Genomic DNA, 17,075 nt, shown 5'->3' with positions numbered 1-17,075 from the left:
TAAATAGGTAAGTACCTTTTTCATAGCGATTTAAAGATACTAATTTTTAATAAAAAGTTTTAAAGTATTCTATTGATTTTTACGAATGCTTTTCTCCAATATTTTTGAGATAAAGAAGAAACAATTACACCTCTAGAAGACGTAGAATGTATAAATTGTATTTGACCCTTTTTTGCAGAAACAATAAGGCCAACATGATTAATATTTTTATAGTTTTTACGCGTTTTAAAGAAAATCAAATCACCTTTTTTGGCTTTCTTTAAAGCTACTTTTTTACCAGTTTTTGCCATGTTTTTAGAAACACGTGGTAATTTTATATTCTCTTTACCAAAAGCCACAAATACAATTCCTGAGCAATCCATACCTTTTTTAGTAGTACCCCCAAATTTATATTTAACCCCTTTATATTTTAAAGCGTTTGCTACAACTCTATCTGCCTTTTTTCCTTTATTCTTAGTTGCGCTAACTGTACTTTTCGAAGAAGAACAGCTGCTCAAAATTAGTAGTAATAAAAAAGAAAAAGTTAGCTTTTTAATCAAGATTTGGCTTTTATATTTTCTACAATTAATTTAGCGGTTTTGGCTGATGCACCTTTACCTCCTAATTTTTTTTCTAAGTCAAAATAATCTAGAAACATTTGTTCACGATGCTGCTCATCTAGAACCTTCGTTAATTCCTTTTTTAAATTAGATTTTGTTAAATCATTTTGAATTAGCTCTTTCACCACTTCTCTATCCATTATTAAATTAACTAAAGAAATGTATTTTAAAGTGATAATTCTTTTTGCAATTTGATAAGAAATAAAACCACCCTTATAACAAACTACTTGTGGCACTTTAAAAAGAGCTGTTTCTAAAGTTGCTGTACCAGAAGCTACCAATGCTGCATAAGAAACACTTAATAAATCATAGGTTTTATTATCTATAAAACGAACTTCTCTAGAACCAATAATATTTTTATAAAAGGAAAAATCTTGGCTAGGAGCACCTGCAATAACAAAAGTATATGCTTTAAAGTCATCTACTAAAGAAAGCATTACATTTAGTTTTTTAGTAATTTCTTGCTTTCTACTTCCAGGCAATAAGGCAATGATGGGTTTATCTCCTAAATTATGTTCTTTTCTAAATTCGGACTCACTTACTTGTTTTCTGCCTGCAATTGCATCAATTAGTGGGTGCCCAACAAAGATAACTTCATAATCAAATTTCTCATAAAAATCTTTTTCGAAAGGTAGTATAACAAACATATTGTCTACATCTCTCTTTATACTTTTTACTCTTGTTGCTCTACTAGCCCAAACTTGTGGAGAAATATAATAATTGGTTAAGAAACCTTTTTTCTTTGCCCATTTTGCAATTCTTAAATTAAAACCAGAATTGTCTATAAAAACAATTACATCTGGTTGAAATTTTTCAATGTCCTTTTTACAAAATTCTATAAATACTAATACCTTATTTAAATTCTTTAAAACCTCGAAAAAGCCCATAAAAGCTCTCTCTTTATAATGGCTTACTAAAAAACCTCCTGCTTTTTGCATTAAATCTCCACCCCAAAAACGAATATCTGCACCTGCATCTTCTTTGTAAATGGCTTTCATTAAATTAGAACCATGCAAATCTCCTGAAGCTTCACCTGCAATAATGTAGTATTTCATTATACGAACTTTAGAATTAGGGTAAATAATGCAATTAGAATACAAGTTAATAAAACACCTTTTGCTCTATTATCTTGATTTTTTTTTATGAAAATAAAGAAAACAAACAGATTAGGAATAGCAGCAATAGACAATATTTTACCATACAAATCACCTTCTTCTATTAACTGTAAAGTTTCTGAAAAACCCACTTTAGAAAAATATTCAATATATAAATAACATCCTGCAGCTGTAGCTGCTAAGGCAACTAAAACACCAATAAGAATTTCTTTTTTTACAGTTCCCAAGAGTTTAATTTTTGAATCATATGATGTGCAGTTAAATCGAACTGAACAGGCACAATAGATATGTAACCATTTTCTAAAGCATAAACATCTGTATCTTGACCTTTATCTCTATTGACAAACTCTCCAGAAAGCCAGTAATATTCTTTACCAAATGGGCTTTTTCGTTTATCAAAATCCTCTTTCCAAACACCCATAGCTTGCCTACAAATCTTGGTACCTTTTATTTCTTCCTTCTTTAAATTTGGAATGTTTACATTTAAAACTACACCTTCAGGCAAACCATTTAACAAAGTGTTTAAGGTAATGTTTTTAACAAAATCTTCTGCTGGCTTAAAATCTGCATGCCATTTAAAATCTAGCAAAGAAAAACCAATAGCTGGTACACCTTCTATACCTGCCTCAATTGCAGCACTCATAGTACCAGAATAAATAACGTTTATCGATGAATTTGCTCCATGGTTTATACCTGAAACACATAAATCTGGCTTTTTATTTAAAATTTCACTGATGGCCATTTTTACACAATCTGCTGGAGTTCCAGAACAAGTATATTCTAATTGAGGGCCATCATCAATTGTAATAGGATTACAAGTTAACACATTGTCTACAGTAATTGCGTGCCCCATACCACTTTGTGGACTATCAGGAGCCACAACAACTACCTCTCCAATTTTATTCATAATTTTAATTAAAGCTCTTATTCCAGGAGCCGTAATTCCATCATCATTTGTTACTAAAATTAAAGGTTTCTCTTGCATTCTTATCGTTTTTAATACAAATGTAATTTATTTTAAGTTATTTTCTTTTTAACATTTTGTAAAGAATAAAAATGGCCCAAAATTGGTAACATTGTATAGCTTTAGGTTGATTATCAATAAGTAAACCTACAGATAAAAAATTTGGCATTATTTTAGTAGATTAGCAAATAGTACCAAGTAATTATTAGAGACAAATAACGACAGAAGATTTATGAAGACGAAAATTAAAATTAGCACTACCCTTTTAGCATTTTTATTACTATTTAATACTTTCTCTACCAACTCAGCAGAGATCAATGCTACAAATGATCCTGAGAAAGATAAAGTTCTAGTATATGTTTTAAAGAATATTTTAACACGTGGCCATTTTGTAGTTAAAGAAATGAATGATGATTTTTCAGAGCATGTTTACAATAGCTTTTTAGAAGGATTAGACAGCAGCAAACGTTACTTTACGCAAAAAGACATCAAAGAATTTTCTAAATATAAATATCAAATAGACAATCAGCTTTTAAGAGATGATTTAACGTTTTACAAATTGGTATATGGTAGATTTTTAGAAAAAATTAAAAATGCAAAATCATATTATGAAGATTTATTGGCTCAGCCATTTAATTTTGATAAAAACGAAACCATAGATTTAGATTACAAGAATTTACCTTTTGCAAAAAATGATAATGAATTAATTGATTATTGGAGAAAGCAATTAAAGTTACAAACATTAAGCAGAATTCAAGAACAAACTGCAATTCAAAAAAACAAATTAGAAAAGGATAAAAACTTTCCTGTAAAATCTTTTAAAACTTTAGAAAAAGAAGCGAGAGCAGAAGTTCTAAAAAATATGGAAGAGCTTTACATAAGAATAGAAGAACTAGAAAACGATGATTGGTTTTCTACTTTCTTAAATTCTGTAGTTGGCGCTTTTGATCCTCATACAACTTACATGGATCCAGATATTAAAGAACGTTTTGACCAAAATATCTCTGGAAAACTAGAAGGTATAGGAGCTCGTTTACAGAAAAAAGGAATTTACACACATGTATCTGAATTGGTTGCAGGTGGCCCAGCATCTAAACAAGGAGATTTAGAGCCTGGAGATATTATTTTAAAAGTTGCACAAGGAGATGAAGAACCTTTAGATATAGTTGGTATGCGTTTAGACGATGCCATTAAATTTATAAAAGGTAAAAAAGGTACAGAAGTACAACTAACAGTAAAGAAAAAAATTGATGGTTCTATTCAAGTTATTTCTATAATTAGAGATGTTGTGCAATTAGACGAAACTTTTGTAAAATCTAGTATTGTAGAAAAAAATGGCAAGAAATATGCAATTATAGATTTACCAAGTTTTTACATCGACTTTTCTGATAATAACTATAGAGATTCTGCAAAAGACATGGAAAAAGAAATTGAGCGTTTAAAAGCCGAAGGTGTTTCTGGTTTAATTGTAGATTTAAGAAACAATGGTGGTGGTTCTTTAAAGACAGCCATAGAAATTTCTGGTTTATTCATTGATAAGGGACCTATTGTTCAAGTAAAATACAGAGGAGAAAATCCTATCGTTAAAGAAGATATAGACCCAACTGTTCAATGGGATGGAGCTGTAGTTGTTTTAGTAAACGAATTTTCTGCATCAGCCTCAGAAATTTTTGCAGCTGCAATGCAAGATTATAAAAGAGGTGTTATTTTAGGAGGTAACCAAACTTATGGAAAAGGTACTGTACAAAATATATTACCTATCAATCAGTTTTATCCTAAATACGAAAAAGATTTAGGGTACTTAAAAATGACCATTCAAAAATTTTATAGAGTTAATGGTGGATCTACACAGAAAGAAGGTGTTTATTCAGATATTGCTATGCCAAGTAGATTGAGCTACATGAAATATGGCGAACGTGATTTGGATGGCGCTTTAAATTGGGACAAAGTTCCACAAGCAAAGTATACTCAAACAAATACATATGCAAACTTCAATGATGTTGTATACAACAGTAAACAAAGAATTGCAAATAGCGAAAACTTTAAAATGGTTAATGAGTATGCAAAATGGTTAAAAGAAAATCAAGATGACACTTCTTTTTCTCTAAACTACAAACGCTTTTTTGCAGAGAATGAATTAAAGGAAAAAGAAGCTGATAAATTTAAATCGGTTTTTGATTATAAATCGAACTTAACCTTTACTTCTCCTAAATATGAAAAAGATCTTTTTAAGAATGATAAAGATTTAGCCGATAAAAGAATTGCTTGGCACAAAAATTTATCTAAAGACATGTATATTTCTGAAGCTTTAAATGTTTTAAGCGAGTTGAAACTTAGAGAGCAATCAGAAAGTATTAAAAATTAAGACTTTATATTATAAGAAATAAATAGGCCTGATGTGTTTTAAACACATCAGGTTTTTTAATTTTACAATTATGACATACAACGTAAACTTTGCCACAAAATGGTCGGATTTTGATCCAAACAGACATATGCGTCACACAGCTTATAATGAATATGCTGCAGAAGTAAGAATTAGGTATTTCTCTGCTCAAAACTTTTCGATAGAGGAATTTACCAAACATAATATTGGACCTATTCTTTTCGAAGAATACACTTCTTTTAGAAAAGAAATTCATTTAGGTGAAAATATAACTGTAAACATGAAACTTTCTGGCTTGTCAAAAAATAATGAACGTTGGAAAATTACTCATGAAGTTTTTAATGAAGCTGGTGAACTATCTGCTATAATAAAAGTATATGGAGCTTGGATAGATTTGCAAAAAAGAAAACTAACTATACCTCCAAAAGAAGCTGAACATTTATTTTTGAATACTGACAAAACTGATGATTTTGAAGAGATAGCACTTAAAAAGAAGTCTTAATTAGTTAAAAAACAGGTTTTTATAAATCAAAATTTTAATATCAAATAAATACTAAAACCACCAAATCCTTAACAAATCTTCTAAATATTGATAAAATATAACACAAAAATTGAAATCTTATAACAGATCTAAAAAATTGTGTAATGAAAAAACTTGAGTTCGGTTGTTACTTTGCAGTGTAATTAAGAAACACAATAACCTAACCTTAAAAATCAATATCACATGAAAACTATACATTTGAATTTAGCGGATAAAAAGTCAATCTTCGAAACTTTACAAACTGAATTCGGAGGAGATATTTCAAAAAGATATAGAGAAGTTGAATTTACCCTTAACAATAAAATTGGTTCTGGTATTATTAGAGGAATTGAGTTAGAAAACGGAATTACTTTCTTAGAGTTTGACTTAGCTTGTAATGAGGATATAAAAATTACATTACAAAATAAAACAGAACAATTTGTAACCTTTGCTTATTGTGGAGATGGTTCTATTTCTCATAATTTTGGAAACAAAAACGAAAATCATAAAATTGAAGCATATCAAACTTCTATTATTTCTAATATTAAATCTACAACAAACGAATTAACGTTTAAAAAAGACGAAAATGTAAAGTGTACATTAATTAATGTAAACACATTATTTGAGTCTAAAACGAACAATAAATTAAACACTTTATTTATTAAAGATAAAACATCTGACTTTTTCTATTGTGGATCACACAACTTAAAAATTGCAGAAACTATTAAACAAATAGATAGTGTAAAAAACAAAGGTATTGTAAGAACTTTACTAATTAATGGATTGGTAAACGTTGTATTGGCTTTAGAAATTGCACAACATAATAAAGACATTAGAAATACAGATTTAAGATCTGCTTCATTAACTAAAAATGAAATGGCTCAGGTAAAAGAGATATCAGATTACATTCAAAATTACTACGATACGAACTTACAAATTTCTGAACTAGAGAAGAAAGCTGGTTTAACAGCTGCTAAGTTACAAGAAGGTTTTAAACTATTACATGGTTTAACCATCTGTGATTATGTAAAATCTGTAAGATTAAAAAAATCTGAAGAGTTAATTTCAACAACAGACTTAAGTGTTTCTGAAATTGTTTACAGTTTAGGATTTAGTAGTAGAAGTTATTTTTCTAAAATATTTAAAGAAAAATATAACTGTACACCAAGTTCATATAAAAAGAAAAACAGATTAGTTGCAATTTCTGCCTAATTCATAAAAATAAAAAAATCCCCCTAAAAATAAATTCGCATAGAAAACCCCCAAATCGCGCTTTAGTTTCCCCCTGCTAAAAAGCAAATTTACAATACATTCTAAAATTTAGATATGTATTGTTTTTTTATTTTAGTCTTATACTCAATAGAGGCTGTTGTATAACCACCTTCTGTACCATCTACAAAATGTATATGCTTTCTATCTCTATCCTCTACATAACAAGATAAAATAGATGCATATGTTTTATGCAAGCCATAAATAATTTTACCACTTAATTCTAAGCTATCTAAAAATGTTTTAAGCTTTGCAAACTGTCTATCATCTCCAGAAATTACGGTATTTATAGAGCCATCTAACATAATAGTGTCAGACAATTGGGTAACCTTGTACAAGTAACTTTTACCCGAATTAAAAAACTTAAAATAATACTGCCCGAAAAAAGTAATTAACCAATTATTCATTAAATAACCAGATTTATACACTCCAATTCTGGTGTACATCTCTTTTTTAATTTTCTTTAAAGTTGGCTTTAACTTTAGTCTTTGAATGGTAATTGGGTTTCTTTGATGCAAGTCACCAAAAATATAATCGATCTCATTTATAATTTGATTAAAAATTTCTGCTTGCTTGGTTTCACTAGTAGCACTAATTAATAAACAGGCTATTCTTTTTGAGTTAGCTGACGGATAAATTTCATCCCATCTACATTCCATTCCTTTTAAATCAATCAATAACTTCTCTTGATCTGGTAGGTTATTCCCTTCAAATTGTTGTTTAATTTTAGATTCAGCAAATTTTAATCCATTACCTAGAATTACAGGTGTGGTTAAAAAATCATTCACTTTTAGTTTTGAAATTCTTAGTGTAAAATCATTTTTATAAACCTCTTCTACTTCTAGAGAACCCACTCTTAAATCTAGATCTAAGGTGTTTTTAATATGTATACAATAATCTGTTAATACTTTTAAAACTTCTAAAATAATAGATGGTGGTACAATAAAAGTAGCCCCATCACCACCAAAGAAATATGGAATTCTAACTTCAGCATCTAATTTCTTAAGTTTATTTAAAACTGTAATAATACTTCCTGTAGCTGTTAAATTTACATCATTGTGTTTACCATTAGCAACTGCTAATGTAGAGTTTTGAACATCTGTTACTACAATATGCCAATTTTTGGGCACACTACTAAACAAATTCTCATTCTGCAATAAGTCTTTTAACTCAATTCTATTCTTTTTTATGGTTTTGTAAAAAGTAGTGTTGTCTTTCATTTAAAAAAGGTATGGCTAAAATTTATATGTTATTTAACGATTGTTTGGAGTAACAAATATATTTATTAAATAAAGATAATTATATTGCAATAAAAACTAAAAAGATCTTAATTCAGCAAAATGAAGGTATTTGTAAAGTTCGATATCAATAAAGTTTGTACTACTGTTTTAGAAAATGTACTAAATGATATTAATATAGAGCACAAAATGGTTGGTTTTGGTGAAGTAGATTTGGCAAAACCACTTACTGAAGAAGTTGCTCAGCAGTTATCTAACAAATTAGATGAGTATGGAATAGAAGTGGTTCAAAACCAAAAAAGTATCTTAGTACAAAAAATTAAAGATACTATTGTAGACATGGTTTTTAATGAAGAAAATACAGTAAACGTAAAAAGCTCTGTATATCTTGCCGAAAAACTAGATCATAGCTATGGCTATTTAGCCAATTTATTTTCTGAAGTAACATACACTTCTATAGAAAATTTTATCATCCTCCAAAAAATAGAATATACAAAACAGCTTATTCTAAAAGGTAATTTAAGTTTAACCGAAATTGCCTTTAAACTAAATTATTCTAGTGTTGCTCATTTAAGCACACAATTCAAAAAAACAACAGGTATAACCCCTTCTTCTTTTCAAAGAATTATTAAGAAGAGGAAAGAATTGAACAGTTAATATTATGAATGATAATTACATTAAAGTTATTTTGGCAGATGATGATGAAGATGATAGATTATTTTTTACAGATGCCTTTGAAGAATTAAAAATTACAACCAAAGTAAATACATTTAATGATGGTGTTTATTTGATGGATCATTTAAATTCTGAAAATATAACACTACCCGAAATTCTGTTTTTAGATTTAAATATGCCCCGAAAATCGGGTATGGATTGCCTAAAAGAAATTAGAGCCAATGATCGATTTAAAGACATTGCAGTTGCTATTTATTCTACCTCATCTTCAGAAGAAGATGTTGAAAACACCTTTGTTTTAGGCGCTAATATTTATATAAAGAAGCCAAACGATTTTAAAAAATTAAAGAAAGTGCTATCAGAAATTGTAACCATAAATTGGCAATATCACACCAATGGTTTAAACAAGGATAACTTTTTATTAAGACTTTAAAAATGGAGGTAAATACTAAGAAAAAATCTGTTTTATTTGTACAAGCTTCATTTTTTGCTGCACTTCTTATTATAGCAATAGTCGGTGGTATTACTTATAAAACCACCAAAAATTTATCTGATGCTACAGACTTAGTAGTTCATACCTATAAGTTAAATGTAGAATTAGAGCAAATTTTGTCTTATTTAAAAGATGCAGAAACAGGCCAAAGAGGTTACATTTTAACCACAGATTCTTTGTACTTAGAACCTTTTTTTAGTGGTAGAGAAAAAATAAATAACACTTTTGCTGAGCTTAAAGAACTAACTAGAAACGACAAGGTTCAACAAGAAAATCTGGTTGCATTAAGCAAACTTATAGATAATAGAATGGCTAATTTCGATAAATCTGCTACATTCATACTTTTTGATAGCCTTAAAACTGAAGATTTTGCTGAAGTTTTTCTGGAAGGTAAACATATGATGGATGCCATTCGTGATAAAATTGCATCAATGATTGCCTTAGAAAGAGCGCAATTAAGTTACAGACAAAAAGCCTACAAAAGTAGTTTAAACCTAACACCAGTATTCTTATTCGCACTAATTCTACTCTCTTTAGCCTTGGTGTTAATAGCCTATTTTAAAACCGCAAAAGATGTTAAAGATTTAAAAAGAACCAACCAAGAATTAGAAATTTTTAAAGAGTCTACAAACCAAGCAGAAATTATAAGTAGGCATGGAAATTGGGTTTATCATATAGAAAAAGGCACCTATGATTATTCAGATAATCTTTATCGATTATTGGGTGAACAACCGCAATCTTTTGAGCCTACAACAGAAAATTTTATGTCTTTTGTGCATCCAGATGATTTGGAAAAACTGCAAGAAGATGTAGCAAAGATGTTAGAAAATGAACATCTACCCTTTATACATTATAGAATCATTCAGAAAAGTGGTAATATAAGATACCTTAAAGCTTATGGCCAAACTATAGAATTAGATGGTACTCGTAAACTTTTAGGAACCACCACAGATGTTACTGACGAGATTGAAGGTATAAAGTTGTTAGAGGAAAGAAATGCAGAGTTAGAAAGAAACAACAAAGAATTATCTGCATTTAATCATGTTGCTAGTCATGATTTACAAGAACCTTTGCGTAAAATTCAAACCTTTTTATCTAGATTAGTAGATACAGAAGAAAACAATCTATCAGAAAAAGGTACACTATACATTTCTAGAATACAAAATGCCGCAACAAGAATGCGTTTGTTAATAGATGATTTACTTCAATTTTCGAGAACAAATAAAATAGAAAAGAATTTTGTAAACTCTAATATTAACCTTCTTTTAGAAAATGCAAAACAAGATTTAGCTGAAGCAATTTCTGAATCTAATGCTGAAATTGTCGCAGATAATTTTCCTGTAATGGATGTAATTCCTTTTCAAATTCAGCAATTATTTTTAAATCTTATTGGTAATTCAATAAAATACCAAAGTAAAGGTACAGAGCCAAAAATTAAAATTACGTACGAACGCATTAATGCTTTAGAAGATGATAAACTAGTGAAGCCCAAAAAAGAGTTTTATCATAAGTTAGAGTTTACAGATAATGGAATTGGCTTTAGCAATGAATATGCAGAGCAAATTTTTGTACTCTTTAATAGATTGCATAACAAAAGTGATTATTCAGGAACAGGTATTGGTTTATCTATCTGTAAAAAAATTATTGAAAATCATGATGGCTATATTTTTGCTGATGGCGTTTCTTGTGAAGGAGCCACTTTTACAGTGTATTTACCTATTTCTTAAAATTGAATAACGATTTGTGGGAATTTTATAACTGATTCAGAAAATTTTGTAACACATTAAAATCAATAAATTTCAATCTTTGTATAAAGAATAGAATTATGCAAAGGATTAGTAGAAAGCAACATTTAATTTTAATAGTTATTACCATTTTAGTTATTTGTTCTTGTAACTTTATTGTGAACAAAGACGATGAACAAACCAAATCTGCTATAGAATCAAAAGAGCGAATAGCACTAGATAAAGAACAAGCAAACCTTTTAGTAACAACAAGCACAACAGCTATAGAAGTTATCGGCATTTGTAATGTTGTTGAAAATGCAGATGTAAATCAAACTAAAAAAGACGCTATAGCCAATTTAAAAGAACAGCAAAAAGAAATTTTATCAGAAATTAAAACTATTGCTCCTTCTTTAATGATTACTGTGCCTTCAAATGTTCAAGAAAGAATAGATAATTTAAATATCAATAAAGAAAAGGTAAATTTTGAATTCAATAGAATAGATACCAAAGTCAAAAAACAAAAAGAATTAGTTACCAAACTAAATAACAAATCTAAAAATGACAAGGTACTAGACTTAACTGAAGAGATTTTGCCAATTATAGATAATAACATTCAAATGATAGATCAAATTGCATCTTTAGACTAAAATCATGAAATACATAACCACTTTTATTGGCTCTTTACTATTGTTTATTGCTACTTCAAACCATTTAGAAACCTCTAAAATTGAATGTACTAATACAATCAAGTATGCCATTTTTGATGGTAATGAAGGTGACTTGTATTTTTTTACGGATACTGATGAAAAAGCAGTAACAATTAAAGATAAAGATACCCTATTATTCAAAAACTTTGATCACCAAGCCAATTATTATGTAGGCAAGAAATTTAAGTTTACTGTTAAAACCAATGAACTTATTAATAATGTTTGCGAATCTAATTCAATTACAGAAATTGGATTAAGTAGTAATTAATTTGTCATATCTATAACAATTTTACCCTTAGTTTCTCTGTTCATCATTGCTTCCAAAGCTTTTGGAGCGTTCTCTAAAGAATATACCTTATCTATATGTGGTTTTAATTTACCTTGAGCAAACCATTGTAGTAATTCACGAATATTTTCTAAGCTCTTTTTTGGTTCTTTTTGAGCAAAAGCACCCCAAAAAACACCTACAATACTGGCCCCTTTTAACAACGTTAAATTAATCGGAATTTTAGGAATTTCACCATTTGCAAAACCAATGACTAAATGTCTACCATTCCAAGCAATAGCTCTTAGAGCTTGTTCAGAAAAATTACCTCCAACAGGATCATAGATTACATCTACACCCTTACCATTGGTTAATTCCTTTACGCGCTCTTTTAAATTTTCTTTGTTATAATTAATAGTTTCATCTGCACCAAAATCTTTACATAAAGCAAGTTTTTCATCCGAACTTGCAGCTGCAATTACTTTGGCTCCCATTAATTTTGCCAACTCTAAAGAAGTTAAACCTACTCCACCAGAAGCTCCTAAAATAAGTACTGTTTCATTTTTCTGTAAGTTTGCTCTATCTTTTAATGCATGATAAGAAGTACCGTAAGCTAATAAAAATGCAGAAGCATTGACCATAGACATCCCTTTAGGTTTAGCAAAACAATCTTTAGCTTTTACAACCGCTTTTTCTGCAAAACCGCCAAAAGGAATAAATCCAACAACTTCATCACCTTTTTTTAAATGCTTTACATTATTACCTAATTGTGCTACAACTCCTGCAATATCACTTCCAGGCGAAAATGGAAAATCTGGTCTAAACTGATATTTTCCTTGTATAATTAACGTATCAGGAAAATTAACACTACACGCTTTTACCTGTACTAAAACTTCATCTTCTTTAGGCTGAGGATTTTCTTTTTCAATAAATTTAAGAGTATTTGGTAATCCGAATTTGGTACAAACTATCGCTTTCATATTGCTATTTTGCAACAAGATAATCCAAAACATTCAGAAATAAAAAAGCTTCTCACAAAGAGAAGCTTTTAAAGTACGAGCGGAGAGACTCGAACTCTCACACCTTTCGGCACTAGATCCTAAGTCTAGCGTGTCTACCAATTCCACCACGCTCGCATTTTGGTTTGCAAAGATAAACAAAGAACAGAAACTACAAAGCGTTCATTATAATTTTTCTATTTTTGAATAAGAATTATAAAAAAGTTACATGAATAGCGTAAATACATATATACAAGAGAACAAACAGCGATTTTTAGATGAACTTATTGCACTTTTAAAAATTCCATCAATTAGTGCAGATAAAGCCTACGAAAAACAAGTTTTACTCACTGCCGATTTTGTTATGGATAGCTTAAAAAAAGCAGGATGTGATAAAGTTGAATCTTGTGAAACGCCTGGTTATCCTATAATTTATGGTGAGAAAATAATAGATGATAAATTACCAACAGTGTTGGTCTATGGTCATTATGATGTGCAACCAGCAGACCCTATAGATTTATGGGATTCACCACCTTTTGAACCTGTTATTAAGAAAACCGAAATTCATCCTGAAGGTGCAATTTTTGCACGAGGTTCTTGTGATGATAAAGGGCAAATGTATATGCATGTAAAAGCTTTAGAATACATGACAAATACTGGCAACTTACCTTGTAATGTTAAATTTATGATTGAAGGTGAAGAAGAGGTTGGTTCAGAAAGTTTGTCTTGGTTTGTACCTAGAAATGTAGAAAAATTAAAAAACGATGTAATTTTAATTTCAGATACTGGTATGATTGCAAATGATATACCATCTATCACTACAGGTCTGCGTGGTTTGAGTTATGTAGAAGTAGAAGTTACAGGCCCAAACAGAGATTTACATTCTGGTTTATATGGTGGTGCAGTTGCAAATCCTATAAATATTTTAACAAAAATGATTGCTTCGTTGCATGATGATAACAATCACATTACAATTCCTGGGTTTTACGATAAAGTAGAAGATTTATCGCAAGAAGAAAGAGCAGAAATGGCGAAAGCTCCTTTTAATTTAGAGGAATATAAAGATGCAATTAAAATAGGTGATGTTTATGGTGAAGAAGGATATTCTACAAACGAACGTAATTCAATAAGACCTACTTTAGACGTTAACGGAATTTGGGGTGGTTACACAGGTGAAGGCGCAAAAACAGTAATTGCTTCTAAAGCTTATGCTAAAATTTCAATGCGATTAGTGCCAAATCAAGATTGGAAAGAAATTACAGAATTATTTGTAAAACACTTTGAAAGTATAGCTTCAAAAGCAGTTTCTGTAAAAGTTACACCACATCATGGAGGTCAAGGTTACGTAACTCCTATTAACAATATTGCCTATCAAGCAGCAAGTAAAGCTTATCAAACTACATTTGGTAAAACTCCTATTCCACAAAGAAGTGGAGGTAGCATACCAATTGTAGCCTTGTTTGAAGAGTATTTAAAAAGTAAAACCATTTTAATGGGGTTTGGTCTTAATTCAGATGCAATACACTCTCCAAATGAACATTTTGGCGTTTGGAATTATTTAAAAGGAATTGAAACTATTCCTTACTTTTATAAGTATTTTACTGAGTTGAATTAAAAAATATTACTAATTTTACATTGTAAATTAAGAAACATGAAGAAAACAATTACACAAATTTTATCTATAACATTATTATTGAGTTGCGTTTTTACGTTAAGTGCACAAAACTCTAAAGATAAATACGACCATTGGGCCATAGATTTAAGTGCTGGTATACATACAGTTGGTGCTAGTTTGAGCCCTGGTTACAACCCATCTTTATTTGGACAAGGAAGTTTAGGTATTAGATACATGCTTAACAATCGTTTTGGTGTACGTTTAGATTTAGGATATAGCAGTTTTCAAGATGAGGCAGCCTTACCATTTAAATCTAATTACTACAGAGCTTCTTTAGAAGGAGTAGTAAATATGGGTGATGTTTTAAAATTTCATACCTGGACAAATCGTTTTAACTTAATGATGCATGGTGGTGTTGGTGCAGCTTCTTTAAATATTACTGAACCTACAGATAATGGAGGTGACCCTATGATGGCTTTGAATTTTGGAATTACTCCTCAATTTAGAATCAATAATAGAATGTCTTTATTTTTAGATTTTTCTTCTTTAATTCACTTTTATCAAGATGACAATTTTGATGGTGGGCCAAATTTAAGTCCAAGAGAATCTAACATTAGTTTGTTTAATACTTCTTTAGGTTTAAGTTTTGCATTGGGCAAAAACAAGCAATTAGCAGATTCTTACTTTATGGAAGAAGTAGTTGTAAATGATGAATTAGAAGAAATTAAAAATAGACTAGCTGCTGCAGAGAAAGAAATAGAAGTTCTAAAGAACAAAGAATTAGCAGCTACACCTAACCAAGAATTAATTATGACTGAGTTAGATGAAAGGTATGTTAGAAAAGATGAAGCAGATAAATACGCAAATGTAGTTACTGGTTCTAACGTTGATTTCATTAGACAATTATTAAACAGTGGTTACATCAACGTTTATTTTGATGTTAACAAAACTAGAATTCAAGATGGTTCTTTAAATTCTGTAAATTACTTAAAGCAATTCTTAATCGATAATCCTACAGTTAATGCAGAATTAATTGGTTATGCAGATGAAACTGGTTCTGAAGAAAGAAATAAAACATTATCTCAAAATAGAGCTAAAAGAGTATTTGATGTTTTAGTTGCAGCAGGAATTAGCCCAGCTAGATTATCATATTATGGAGGAGGAGAAGATAAATCTGTAACAGAAGATGCAAGACAATTTGCAAGAAAAGTTACTTTTAAGCTTAAATAAAAATCCTAAACAGTATTAAAAAAGCAGCTACAAATTTGTAGCTGCTTTTTTAGTTTATAGAAATATACCAAGTTGCTCTAAACCAAAGATCATTTTCTCCACAATCATTTATAAAATTACTCAACCTATAATCTAGGCCAACTTCTAGCTTATTTTTCTTAGTCATTTGATATCCTATATATGGAGTTAATCGTATTTCAAGATCTGTAAAATCATACAAATATTCATTCGCTATTTTTACGTAAAATTCATTGACATCTAATTTTTCTCCATTTAATGCCTTTTGAAAACCTATTCTATATCTCGTTCTAAATTCAGGACTAAATCCTTCTTGATAAAACTGCTCAAAAGCAAATCTATGTGCTAACTTGTAGGTAAGTTGTTGCTGAATAATATTATAATGCTGAAAAGTTCTGTGTATTGTTTCTGAATTTTTCAAACGAAGTAGATACCCAAAATTAAAAGACTGGTTTAAACCTGTTTTGATTGATAAAATACTTGACATATCAACCAAATTATAGCTGATATTTTCATATTCTTCATCAATTACGAATCGTGATTCGATGGTATTGATGGACTTTGTTTTATCTGAAATATCTGCAGACAATACAATCTTTGGCAACAAACCACTATTAAGCGTATTCTGTGAAAAAGCTGAAAGAGAAACAAAAAAGCAAATTATAAAATAACGATTCTTAAAAGCCATTAAAACTCTAGGTTAATTGAATTTATAGCTTTGAATTCTAGCATTTTTAAAACATCACCTTTCGCATTTAGTAAAATCTCATAAAGCTTATAATTGTTCTCTATTTTGCCTTTTACCACAATTTCGTAAGAAGTTTTTAAATCTTGATTATTGTCTTCTAATTTTAAAAAATCAATCAATTGTTGCTCAGATCCTCTATATTGAATTTGTATTTTTTTAAACTTAAACTTCTTGAATTTCTCAGAAAGTTTATTATTTATATTTTGCTGAACTAAAGCTGGTAATTCTTTAAATTTTACCTTTTTTTCAACATCTAAAATATCACCTTTACTCGAAAATTCTAGACTATATAAGTGTTTTAAATAACATGTTTTAGCTTCATAGGTTTTACCCTCATTACTCTCTTCAACATACCATTTTATTTTCTTTTTAAAATGAAGAGCATCTATAAAACTCAAAGATTTTTGTGGTATAAGCGTTTTATTGACTCTATACTCTTTTTCGAACTTTTCTTGTGAGAAACTTTGCAGTGTAATTAAAAGCAATAAGCTTATAATGAAGGTTTTCATTC

At 29.4% G+C, this 17,075-nt stretch carries 18 protein-coding genes and 1 tRNA gene; 10 read left to right on the top strand and 9 right to left on the bottom strand.

Features of this window, described 5'->3' with window-relative positions; genetic code table 11:
• Positions 1-59: 59 nt before the first annotated feature.
• From V7R38_RS06865 to surE, 4 genes are read right to left on the bottom strand one after another with little or no spacing between them, the layout of a single operon-like run.
• Entirely contained in the window at positions 60-497 is a 438-nt protein-coding gene (locus V7R38_RS06865) for a C40 family peptidase (RefSeq protein ID WP_334056947.1), read from the bottom strand.
• A gap of 38 nt (positions 498-535) precedes the next feature.
• Positions 536-1,654, bottom strand: a complete 1,119-nt coding sequence (gene lpxB, locus V7R38_RS06860; protein WP_334056944.1) for a lipid-A-disaccharide synthase — start codon at positions 1,652-1,654, stop codon at positions 536-538.
• A complete protein-coding gene (locus V7R38_RS06855; protein ID WP_334056942.1) occupies positions 1,654-1,941 on the bottom strand; it encodes a hypothetical protein in 288 nt (95 codons plus the stop codon). Before V7R38_RS06855 ends, lpxB begins: the two co-directional genes overlap by 1 nt.
• Entirely contained in the window at positions 1,929-2,699 is a 771-nt protein-coding gene (gene surE, locus V7R38_RS06850; RefSeq protein ID WP_015481018.1) for a 5'/3'-nucleotidase SurE, read from the bottom strand. The genes V7R38_RS06855 and surE overlap by 13 nt, the downstream gene beginning before the upstream one ends.
• Before the next feature lie 211 nt (positions 2,700-2,910).
• On the opposite strand from surE, the gene V7R38_RS06845 reads away from it, so the two are divergent.
• The 3 genes from V7R38_RS06845 to V7R38_RS06835 all read left to right on the top strand — a co-directional run bounded on the left by V7R38_RS06845 (position 2,911) and on the right by V7R38_RS06835 (position 6,793).
• On the top strand, positions 2,911-5,043 hold the full coding sequence (locus V7R38_RS06845; RefSeq protein ID WP_334056940.1) for a carboxy terminal-processing peptidase: 2,133 nt from the start codon (positions 2,911-2,913) through the stop codon (positions 5,041-5,043).
• Positions 5,044-5,113: 70 nt separating this feature from the next.
• Positions 5,114-5,563 (top strand): acyl-CoA thioesterase, encoded by a 450-nt coding sequence (locus V7R38_RS06840; protein ID WP_334056938.1) that lies wholly within the window; start codon positions 5,114-5,116, stop codon positions 5,561-5,563.
• A 222-nt stretch (positions 5,564-5,785) separates the two neighbouring features.
• The gene (locus tag V7R38_RS06835) at positions 5,786-6,793 is read left to right on the top strand and encodes a helix-turn-helix domain-containing protein (RefSeq protein ID WP_334056936.1); all 1,008 of its coding nucleotides are present in this window, start codon (positions 5,786-5,788) and stop codon (positions 6,791-6,793) included.
• Positions 6,794-6,894: 101 nt separating this feature from the next.
• Here the strand turns inward: V7R38_RS06835 and V7R38_RS06830 are convergent, their stop codons facing one another.
• Positions 6,895-8,070: a DUF3095 domain-containing protein gene (locus V7R38_RS06830; protein WP_334056934.1), complete on the bottom strand. Its 1,176-nt coding sequence runs from the start codon at positions 8,068-8,070 to the stop codon at positions 6,895-6,897.
• 120 nt (positions 8,071-8,190) lie between these two features.
• Between V7R38_RS06830 and V7R38_RS06825 the strand changes: the two genes are divergently transcribed.
• The 5 genes from V7R38_RS06825 to V7R38_RS06805 all read left to right on the top strand — a co-directional run bounded on the left by V7R38_RS06825 (position 8,191) and on the right by V7R38_RS06805 (position 11,958).
• On the top strand, positions 8,191-8,745 hold the full coding sequence (locus V7R38_RS06825) for a helix-turn-helix domain-containing protein (protein WP_334056932.1): 555 nt from the start codon (positions 8,191-8,193) through the stop codon (positions 8,743-8,745).
• A gap of 4 nt (positions 8,746-8,749) precedes the next feature.
• The gene (locus tag V7R38_RS06820; RefSeq protein WP_334056930.1) at positions 8,750-9,196 is read left to right on the top strand and encodes a response regulator; all 447 of its coding nucleotides are present in this window, start codon (positions 8,750-8,752) and stop codon (positions 9,194-9,196) included.
• Positions 9,197-9,198: 2 nt separating this feature from the next.
• On the top strand, positions 9,199-10,983 hold the full coding sequence (locus V7R38_RS06815) for a CHASE3 domain-containing protein (RefSeq protein ID WP_334056928.1): 1,785 nt from the start codon (positions 9,199-9,201) through the stop codon (positions 10,981-10,983).
• A 98-nt stretch (positions 10,984-11,081) separates the two neighbouring features.
• A complete protein-coding gene (locus tag V7R38_RS06810) occupies positions 11,082-11,630 on the top strand; it encodes a hypothetical protein (RefSeq protein WP_015481026.1) in 549 nt (182 codons plus the stop codon).
• A 4-nt stretch (positions 11,631-11,634) separates the two neighbouring features.
• The gene (locus V7R38_RS06805) at positions 11,635-11,958 is read left to right on the top strand and encodes a hypothetical protein (RefSeq protein ID WP_334056926.1); all 324 of its coding nucleotides are present in this window, start codon (positions 11,635-11,637) and stop codon (positions 11,956-11,958) included.
• Here the strand turns inward: V7R38_RS06805 and V7R38_RS06800 are convergent.
• Together V7R38_RS06800 and V7R38_RS06795 are read right to left on the bottom strand one after the other, a co-directional pair.
• Positions 11,955-12,935 carry an NADPH:quinone oxidoreductase family protein gene (locus tag V7R38_RS06800; RefSeq protein ID WP_334056924.1) on the bottom strand — a complete coding sequence of 327 codons (981 nt, stop codon included), beginning with the start codon at positions 12,933-12,935 and terminating at the stop codon, positions 11,955-11,957. The genes V7R38_RS06805 and V7R38_RS06800 overlap by 4 nt on opposite strands.
• A 74-nt stretch (positions 12,936-13,009) precedes the next feature.
• Positions 13,010-13,091, bottom strand: a tRNA-Leu gene (locus tag V7R38_RS06795).
• 91 nt (positions 13,092-13,182) lie between these two features.
• On the opposite strand from V7R38_RS06795, the gene V7R38_RS06790 reads away from it, so the two are divergent.
• Both V7R38_RS06790 and V7R38_RS06785 read left to right on the top strand, forming a co-directional pair.
• Positions 13,183-14,568 carry a dipeptidase gene (locus tag V7R38_RS06790; protein WP_334056922.1) on the top strand — a complete coding sequence of 462 codons (1,386 nt, stop codon included), beginning with the start codon at positions 13,183-13,185 and terminating at the stop codon, positions 14,566-14,568.
• A gap of 36 nt (positions 14,569-14,604) precedes the next feature.
• Positions 14,605-15,798: an OmpA family protein gene (locus V7R38_RS06785; protein ID WP_334056920.1), complete on the top strand. Its 1,194-nt coding sequence runs from the start codon at positions 14,605-14,607 to the stop codon at positions 15,796-15,798.
• A gap of 49 nt (positions 15,799-15,847) precedes the next feature.
• Here the strand turns inward: V7R38_RS06785 and V7R38_RS06780 are convergent, their stop codons facing one another.
• Both V7R38_RS06780 and V7R38_RS06775 read right to left on the bottom strand, forming a co-directional pair.
• Complete coding sequence (locus V7R38_RS06780; RefSeq protein ID WP_334056918.1) at positions 15,848-16,504, bottom strand: DUF2490 domain-containing protein; 657 nt, start codon at positions 16,502-16,504, stop codon at positions 15,848-15,850.
• Entirely contained in the window at positions 16,504-17,073 is a 570-nt protein-coding gene (locus V7R38_RS06775) for a hypothetical protein (RefSeq protein WP_334056916.1), read from the bottom strand. The genes V7R38_RS06780 and V7R38_RS06775 overlap by 1 nt, the downstream gene beginning before the upstream one ends.
• Positions 17,074-17,075 lie beyond the last annotated feature (2 nt).

Source organism: Polaribacter sp. P097 (assembly GCF_036864555.1).
In the GTDB taxonomy this organism is placed as follows: Bacteria; Bacteroidota; Bacteroidia; order Flavobacteriales; family Flavobacteriaceae; genus Polaribacter.
This window is presented reverse-complemented; position numbering and strand designations above follow the sequence as displayed.